The sequence below is a fragment of the Corallococcus sp. CA047B genome, assembly GCF_003612065.1.
Classification (GTDB): Bacteria; Myxococcota; Myxococcia; order Myxococcales; family Myxococcaceae; genus Corallococcus; species Corallococcus praedator.
Window position 1 is genome coordinate 1 of sequence record NZ_RAWD01000395.1, and the last position, 7502, is coordinate 7502.

A 7502-nucleotide genomic window follows, 5' to 3' on the forward strand; every position below is an offset into this window, starting at 1 on the left:
ACCCTCCTGCCCGATGCCCGCCCGCCTGCCGCTCCCCCACCGCGAAACCACTTCCCCGGGCAGCGCGGGATTCGCGCTGTTACGCACCCTTCCGGGCGGGACGGAATGCAGCACGGGCCATCACGCCGACATGTGGAGCGGACGGAGACGCCGCCCCACAGTGGGGGTTCCCCTGGACGGGGTGTCCTCCAGCAGGGACCCAATCGTCGGGAAGTGCGCGGTTGGGCGCGGTGGGACCGGACACATCGCACCGGGGGGGCTCCTCCCAGCGTGGGCCAGGGTCCTTATAATCGAAGTGCCTTTTCACCCCGTGAAGGAGAGCGCTTTTCTCTCCGACACGAGCTGACGCGCGGTCCCACTCCGCGGCGGGGTCCCGAAGGGGCGAGAGCTTCGCGATTGTCGTCGCCTGGGACCTCATCGGGGTGGGTGTGGAATGGCCTTCCAGCCCTCCAGGTTCACCATGTTGGCTTCTCCGAAGAGGACGCGACCGTTCGCGTCCCTCCGGGTGGCCTCGAGGGAGAGACATGAAGGACGCTGAGAAGGGCTCGTGGGTCTCCAGAATCGCCGCGTTCCAGGACGTGAAGACCTACGCGGAACTCAATTGGGACGGCTCGTTCGAGGACTACCTCGAAATCGTCCGCAAGAACCCCAAGGTCACCCGCACCGCCTTCCAGAGGATCTACGACATGATCCTCAGTCACGGAAAGTCGGAGTACATCGACAACAAGAAGAAGCTGACGCGCTACCACTTCTTCAGTGACGAGCGCTTCGGCGGCCGTGACGCCATCTTCGGCCTGGACGTCCCGCTGATGAAGCTGGTGAACGTCTTCAAGTCCGCCGCCCAGGGCTACGGCACGGAGAAGCGCGTCATCCTCCTGCACGGGCCCGTGGGGTCGTCCAAGTCCACCATCGCCCGCCTGCTCAAGAAGGGCATGGAGGAATACTCCAAGGTCCCGGAGGGCGCCGCCTACACCTTCTCCTGGCTCACCGACAAGAAGCAGCCTGACGGCACGGTGACGAAGGAGAAGATGAAGTGCCCCATGAATGAGGAGCCGCTCAACCTCATCCCCAAGGAGTGGCGTCCGAAGATCTTCGCGGAGCTGTCCCCGCCGGAGTCCGGCTACACCATCCCCAATGGCTGTGAGCTGTGCCCCGCGTGCCGCTTCGTCTTCAAGGAGCTCATGACCGAATACAAGGGCGACTTCGCCCAGGTCATGAACCACATCCACGTCAACCGGCTCATCTTCAGCGAGAAGGACCGCGTCGGCATCGGCACGTTCCAGCCCAAGGATGAGAAGAACCAGGACTCCACCGAGCTCACCGGCGACATCAACTACCGGAAGATCGCCGAGTACGGCTCCGACTCCGACCCGCGCGCCTTCAACTTCGACGGCGAGTTCAACATCGCCAACCGCGGCGTCATTGAGTTCGTCGAAGTGCTCAAGCTGGACGTCGCGTTCCTCTACGACCTGCTCGGCGCGTCGCAGGAGCACAAGATCAAGCCGAAGAAGTTCCCGCAGACGGACATCGACGAAGTCATCATCGGCCACACCAACGAGCCTGAATACAAGAAGCTCGAAAGCAACGAGTTCATGGAGGCGCTGCGTGACCGTACGGTGAAGATCGACATCCCGTACATCACCAAGCTCACGGAGGAGGTGAAGATCTACGAGAAGGACTTCAACTCCCGCGCCATCAAGGGCAAGCACATCGCGCCGCACACGCTGGAGATGGCCGCCATGTGGGCCGTCCTCACGCGCCTGGAGGAGCCCAAGAAGCACAACCTGTCGCTCCTGCAGAAGCTCAAGCTCTACAACGGGAAGACGCTGCCCAACTTCACCGAGGACAACATCAAGGAGCTGCGCAAGGAGAGCGTGCGCGAGGGCCTGGAGGGCATCAGCGCCCGCTACATCCAGGATAAAATCTCCAACGCCCTGGTGAGCGACAAGGGCGAGGGCTGCATCAACCCCTTCATGGTGCTCAACGAGCTGGAAGCCGGCTTGAAGACGCACTCCCTCATCAACAACGAGGACGCGCGCAAGCGGATGAAGGAGCTGCTCACCACGGTGAAGCAGGAGTACGAGGACATCGTCAAGAACGAGGTCCAGCGCGCCATCAGCGCCGACGAGGACGCCATCGGCAAGCTGTGCGGCAACTACATCGACAACATCAAGGCCTTCACCCAGAAGGAGAAGGTCCGCAACAAGTACACCGGCATCTACGAGGTCCCGGACGAGCGCCTCATGCGTTCGATTGAAGAGAAGATCGACATCCCGGAGAGCCGCAAGGACGACTTCCGCGGGGAGATCATGAACTACATCGGCGCGCTCGCCGTGGAGGGCAAGACCTTCAACTACCGGACCAACGAACGGCTGCACAAGGCGCTGGAGCTGAAGCTGTTTGAAGACCAGAAGGACAGCATCAAGCTCAAGAACCTGGTGTCCTCCGTCGTGGACAAGGAGACGCAGGAGAAGATCGATCTGGTGAAGGACCGGATGATGAAGAACTACGGGTACTGCGAGATCTGCTCCACGGACGTCCTCAACTTCGTGGCCAGCATCTTCGCCCGTGGTGACGCGAAGGAGTAACTCCGGACATCACACAGGGGACGTGCCGCCGTGACCTTGAAGATCCACCAGGACCATTCCCGCTTCAAACAGATCGTCCGCGGGAAGATCAAAGCCAACCTGCGCAAGTACGTGCAGAAGGGCGAGATGCTGGGCAAGAAGGGTAAGGATGCCATCAGCATCCCCATCCCCTTCATCGACATCCCGCGCTTCAAGTACGGCCACAAAGAACAGGGCGGCGTCGGACAGGGAGACGGCGAGGTAGGTCAGCAGCTGGGCCCCGGGGCGGTGGAGCCCGGGGACGGACACCAGGCCGGCCAGGGCGAGGGAGACCACGCCCTGGAGGTGGACGTCACCCTGGAGGAGCTGGCGCAGATCCTGGGTGAGGAGCTCCAGCTGCCGCGCATCGAGCGGCGGCAGAGCGAGCGCATCATCACGCAGAAGGTGAAGTACACGGGCGTCAACACCACCGGCCCGGAGTCGCTGCGGCACTTCAAGCGCACCTTCAAGCAGGCTTTGAAGCGGCAGATCGCCACCGGCACCTACAACCCGAAGATGCCGGTCATCATCCCCACGCGCGAGGACCGGCGCTACCGCAGCTACAAGCTGCAGGAGCTGCCGGACACCAACGCGGTCATCATCTACATGATGGACGTGTCGGGTTCGATGGGCGACGAGCAGAAGGAGATCGTCCGCATCGAGAGCTTCTGGCTCGATACGTGGCTCAAGCACCAATACAAGGGCCTGGAGTCGCGCTACATCATCCACGACGCGGTCGCCCGCGAAGTGGACCGCGACACGTTCTTCCACACCCGCGAGTCCGGCGGGACGATGATCTCCAGCGCGTACAAGCTGTGCCGGGAGATCATCCAGGCGGACTACCCGAAGAGCGCGTGGAACATCTACCCGTTCCACTTCAGCGACGGTGACAACTGGAGCGCGGATGACACGCGCCAGTGCATTGAAATGCTGCGCAACGACATCCTCCCGCAGGTGAACCAGTTCGCCTACGGCCAGGTCGAGTCCCCCTACGGCAGCGGGCAGTTCATCAAGGACCTGCGCGAGGCGGTGGGTGACACGAACAACGTGTCGTTGAGCGAGATCGCGGACAAGGACGCCATCTATGCGTCCATCAAGGACTTCCTCGGCAAGGGCCGCTGAAGCGGTCGTCCATTCCCAATCGGAGCAACCTTCAGCGGAGCACCCGTCCGATGCCCAAGAGCCTGACACCCCGCCTCGCGTCGCTGCGGGACGAAATCCACGGCTACGCCAAGGAATTCGGCCTGGATTTCTTCGACACCGTCTTCGAGATGGTCAGCTACGACGAGATGAACATGGTCGCCGCCTATGGCGGCTTCCCCACCCGCTATCCCCACTGGCGCTGGGGCATGGAGTACGAGCAGCTGGCGAAGGGGTACGAGTACGGGCTCTCGAAAATCTACGAGCTCGTCATCAACAACGACCCTTGCTACGCCTACTTGATGGAGAGCAACCCGGAGGTGGACCAGAAGCTGGTCATGTCCCACGTCTACGGGCACTGCGACTTCTTCAAGAACAACTTCTCCTTCCGGCACACCAACCGCCGGATGATTGACGACATGGCCAACCACGCCACCCGCGTCCGGCGCTGGGTGGACAAGATTGGCGTGGAGAAGGTGGAGGACTTCATCGACCGGACGCTGTCGCTGGAGAACCTCATCGACCAGCACGCGCCGCACATCCGCAGAAACCCCGACCCGCAGCGCGCGGAGGAGGAGCTCAAGTCCAACGAGCGCGTGGAGGGCTTCAAGGTCAACCGCGAGTACATGCGCGGCTACATCAACCCTTCGGAGTTCCTGGACTCGCAGCGCAAGCACTCCGAGGACGAGAAGGCGCAGCGCAAGCGCTTCCCGGAGCGCCCCCAGCGGGACGTGCTGTACTTCCTGCTGGAGCACGCGCCGCTGGAGCCGTGGGAGGTGGACATCCTCTCCATCCTGCGCGACGAGGCGTACTACTTCGCGCCGCAGGGCCAGACGAAGATCATGAACGAGGGGTGGGCCAGCTACTGGCACTCCACCATCATGACCCGCAGGGCGCTGCGCGATGATGAGATCATCGACTACGCGGACCACCACTCCGGCACCATGGGCGTGCGCCCCGGCGCCATCAACCCGTACAAGCTGGGCATCGAGCTGTGGCGGGACATCGAGGACCGGTGGAACAAGGGCAAGTTCGGCAAGGAATGGGACGAGTGCGACGACCTGCGCGCCCGCCAGTCCTGGGACAAGAAGCTGGGCGCGGGCCGTGAAAAGATTTTCGAGGTCCGCAAGCACTACAACGACATCACCTTCATCGACACGTTCCTCACCGCCGAGTTCGCCCTCCAGCAGAAGCTGTTCGTGTATGGCTTCAACGAGAAGCGCAACTCGTGGGAAATCCTGGACCGCGAGTTCCGCAAGGTGAAGAACAAGCTGCTCACGTCGCTCACCAACTTCGGGCAGCCCATCATCGAAGTGGTGGACGGCAACTACGAGAACCGCTCGGAGCTGCTGCTCGCGCACAAGCACGACGGGCAGGACCTGAAGGGCGACTACGCGCGGGAGACGCTGCGCAACCTCCAGAGCCTGTGGCGCCGGCCGGTGAACATCGTCACCCGCTACGACGGCAAGGGCGCCCTGTTGCGCTTCGACGGGCAGCACCACTCGGAGAAGAAGGTGGAACTGTAGGTCTCCGGGGCACAGGGCAGGAGCAGCCGGGCGGGCAGGCGACGTGAAGCCAGGAGTTGGGCGGAGGTGCAACAGTCCTCTACACTCCTGTCCGCCCTCATGAAGACCGCCTCCCTCCTGTGCCTCGCCGCCCTCGGGGTGGCTTCGACGTCGGAAGCCGCCACCCAGTTCGAAATCAAGAACCGCCGCATCGAGCCGCGCCAGACGCTGGCGGGCGCGCTGCATGAAGCGGCGCTGCCCGACGCGCAGGTGGAAGCGGTCATCGCGGCGCTGGAAGGCGTGTTCGACTTCCGCCGCTCCCGCGTGGGCGACCAGTTCCGGCTGGTGATGCGCAACGGCGAGCTGGACTTCTTCGACTACCGCCAGAGCACCGTGGACGAGTGGCAGGTGCGCCGCGACGGGGAGAAGTACGTCGGCAGCAAGCGCTCCATCGAGGTGGAGAAGCAGGTGTCGCTCGTCTCCCTGGAGATCAGCACGTCCCTCTACGACGCGACGCTGGCGGCCGGCGAGGACCCGTCCATCGGGCTGGTGCTGTCGGACGTGTTCGCGTGGGACATCGACTTCTACCGGGACGTGCGCAAGGGCGACAAGGCGAAGGCCCTGGTGGAGAAGTTCGTCTCCAAGGGCCGCGTGCTGCGCTACGGCGAGGTGCTGGCGGCCACGTATGAAGGCGGGCTTGTCGGCAACAAGCGCGTGTTCCGCTACGTGCTGCCCAACGGCGAGGCGAACTTCTTCCAGGAGGACGGCGCCAGCGCCAAGAAGACCTTCCTCAAGAGCCCGCTGAAGTACGCGCACGTCACCAGCAGCTTCGGGTCGCGCTTCCACCCGGTGCTCCAGTACGTGAAGAACCACAACGGCGTGGACTACGGGACGCCCATTGGCACCCCGGTGTGGGCCGTGGCGGACGGCACCGTGGTGTCGGCGGGCAACGCGGGCGCCGCGGGCAACATGGTCGTCCTGCGCCACTCCAACGGCATGGAGACGCAGTACATGCACCTGTCGCGCTTCGGCGACGGCGTGCGCGCGGGCACCCGCATCCGGCAGAAGCAGGTGATTGCCTATTCGGGCAACACCGGCCGCTCCACCGGCCCGCACCTGCACTTCGGCCTGAAGCGCAACGGCACCTACGCCAACCCGCTCACCCAGAAGTTCCCCCGCGCGGATCCGCTGCCCAAGGAGCTGACCGGGGACTTCCTCGCCAAGGCGCATGACATGGCCCAGCAACTGGACGCGGTCTCCGTGGCCGCCGTCGCGGGCAAGGCCGCGCCTCCGCCGGGCGCCGCGAAGTAGCTGGAGCGCGAGCTTCGCTTCCCCCCGGGCCCCTCTCCTTCACCGGAGGGCGGGCCCGACGTGTTTCTCAGACCCACTCGATGAGGTACTCGGATTCGCCCAGGGACAGCTCGGTGCCGCGCACCTGGCCCTCGCGCTGGAGGGCGGTGAGCGCCCCGCCGAGGATGCCCTCGTGCACCTGCACCGGCAGCAGGTCGTCCCGGAAGAGCAGCCGCACGCGCTTGTCGCCCAGGGCCTGGTATTCGCGCTGCCCGTAGCTCACCGCGGTGGCGTACGACGTGGGCGCGTTGCTGTAGATGCGCTTGGGGTCGTTGCCCAGGGTGAGGCGCAGCAGCGTGTGGCCCACCGTGGACTCGAAGAAGGTCCCGCAGATGGCGCCGCCACACGCGCGCAGGGCCGCGTCGTGCGTGCCGAACTCCGGCTGGAGCGCCTCCGCCGCGAAGGACAGCAGGCGCAGGAAGTCCACCGCCGGGTAGGAGAAGAAGTCCACCGGGTTGCGCTGCATCAGCGGCGCGCGCAGGCGGTCCGCGGTGTCGCGTCCCAGGTGCGTGCGGATCAGATGCAGGACCGCCGTGAAGCTCAGCCCCCGCACCGTGTCCCCTGGACGGGTCAGGGCGATGCGCGGGTTCAGGTCACTCAGGGGAGAAGCCATTCATTCCCCGTTCTACCCCAATTTCCGGTTTGGACAGGATCCCTGGCGAGCGAGGCCCGCCTGCCCACCCTTCCCCGGGTTCGGCCCACGTCACGGCGGGTCGCGGGGCACCTTCCCTCACTGGTGGGGGGAGCGACCAACCCGGGGGCGGGCTTGCGGCTTTCCTGTGCCTGGGCGGGCCCCGACACGATACCCTCGCGCCGGATGCGCCCTCGTCCCAACGAGGGCGTCAGAAGTACCACCCTTTCGCGACCTCCGAGACGACCGACTCATGGCTCCTCCCGCCTC

At 64.6% G+C, this 7502-nt stretch carries 5 protein-coding genes; 4 read left to right on the forward strand and 1 reads right to left on the reverse strand.

Annotated features, from left to right (window positions below; all coding sequences use genetic code 11):
* Window positions 1-524: 524 nt before the first annotated feature.
* The 4 genes from D7X74_RS36840 (at window position 525) to D7X74_RS36855 (ending at window position 6562) form a co-directional block, all read left to right on the forward strand.
* Window positions 525-2588 (forward strand): PrkA family serine protein kinase, encoded by a 2064-nt coding sequence (locus D7X74_RS36840; protein WP_120537663.1) that lies wholly within the window; start codon window positions 525-527, stop codon window positions 2586-2588.
* A 30-nt stretch (window positions 2589-2618) separates the two neighbouring features.
* On the forward strand, window positions 2619-3728 hold the full coding sequence (locus tag D7X74_RS36845; RefSeq protein ID WP_120537664.1) for a DUF444 family protein: 1110 nt from the start codon (window positions 2619-2621) through the stop codon (window positions 3726-3728).
* 50 nt (window positions 3729-3778) lie between these two features.
* Window positions 3779-5272 carry a SpoVR family protein gene (locus D7X74_RS36850; RefSeq protein WP_120537665.1) on the forward strand — a complete coding sequence of 498 codons (1494 nt, stop codon included), beginning with the start codon at window positions 3779-3781 and terminating at the stop codon, window positions 5270-5272.
* Between the two features lie 99 nt (window positions 5273-5371).
* Entirely contained in the window at window positions 5372-6562 is a 1191-nt protein-coding gene (locus D7X74_RS36855) for a peptidoglycan DD-metalloendopeptidase family protein (protein ID WP_199732967.1), read from the forward strand.
* Between the two features lie 67 nt (window positions 6563-6629).
* Here the strand turns inward: D7X74_RS36855 and D7X74_RS36860 are convergent, their stop codons facing one another.
* Window positions 6630-7214 carry a DUF2378 family protein gene (locus tag D7X74_RS36860; RefSeq protein WP_120537667.1) on the reverse strand — a complete coding sequence of 195 codons (585 nt, stop codon included), beginning with the start codon at window positions 7212-7214 and terminating at the stop codon, window positions 6630-6632.
* Window positions 7215-7502: the final 288 nt, after the last annotated feature.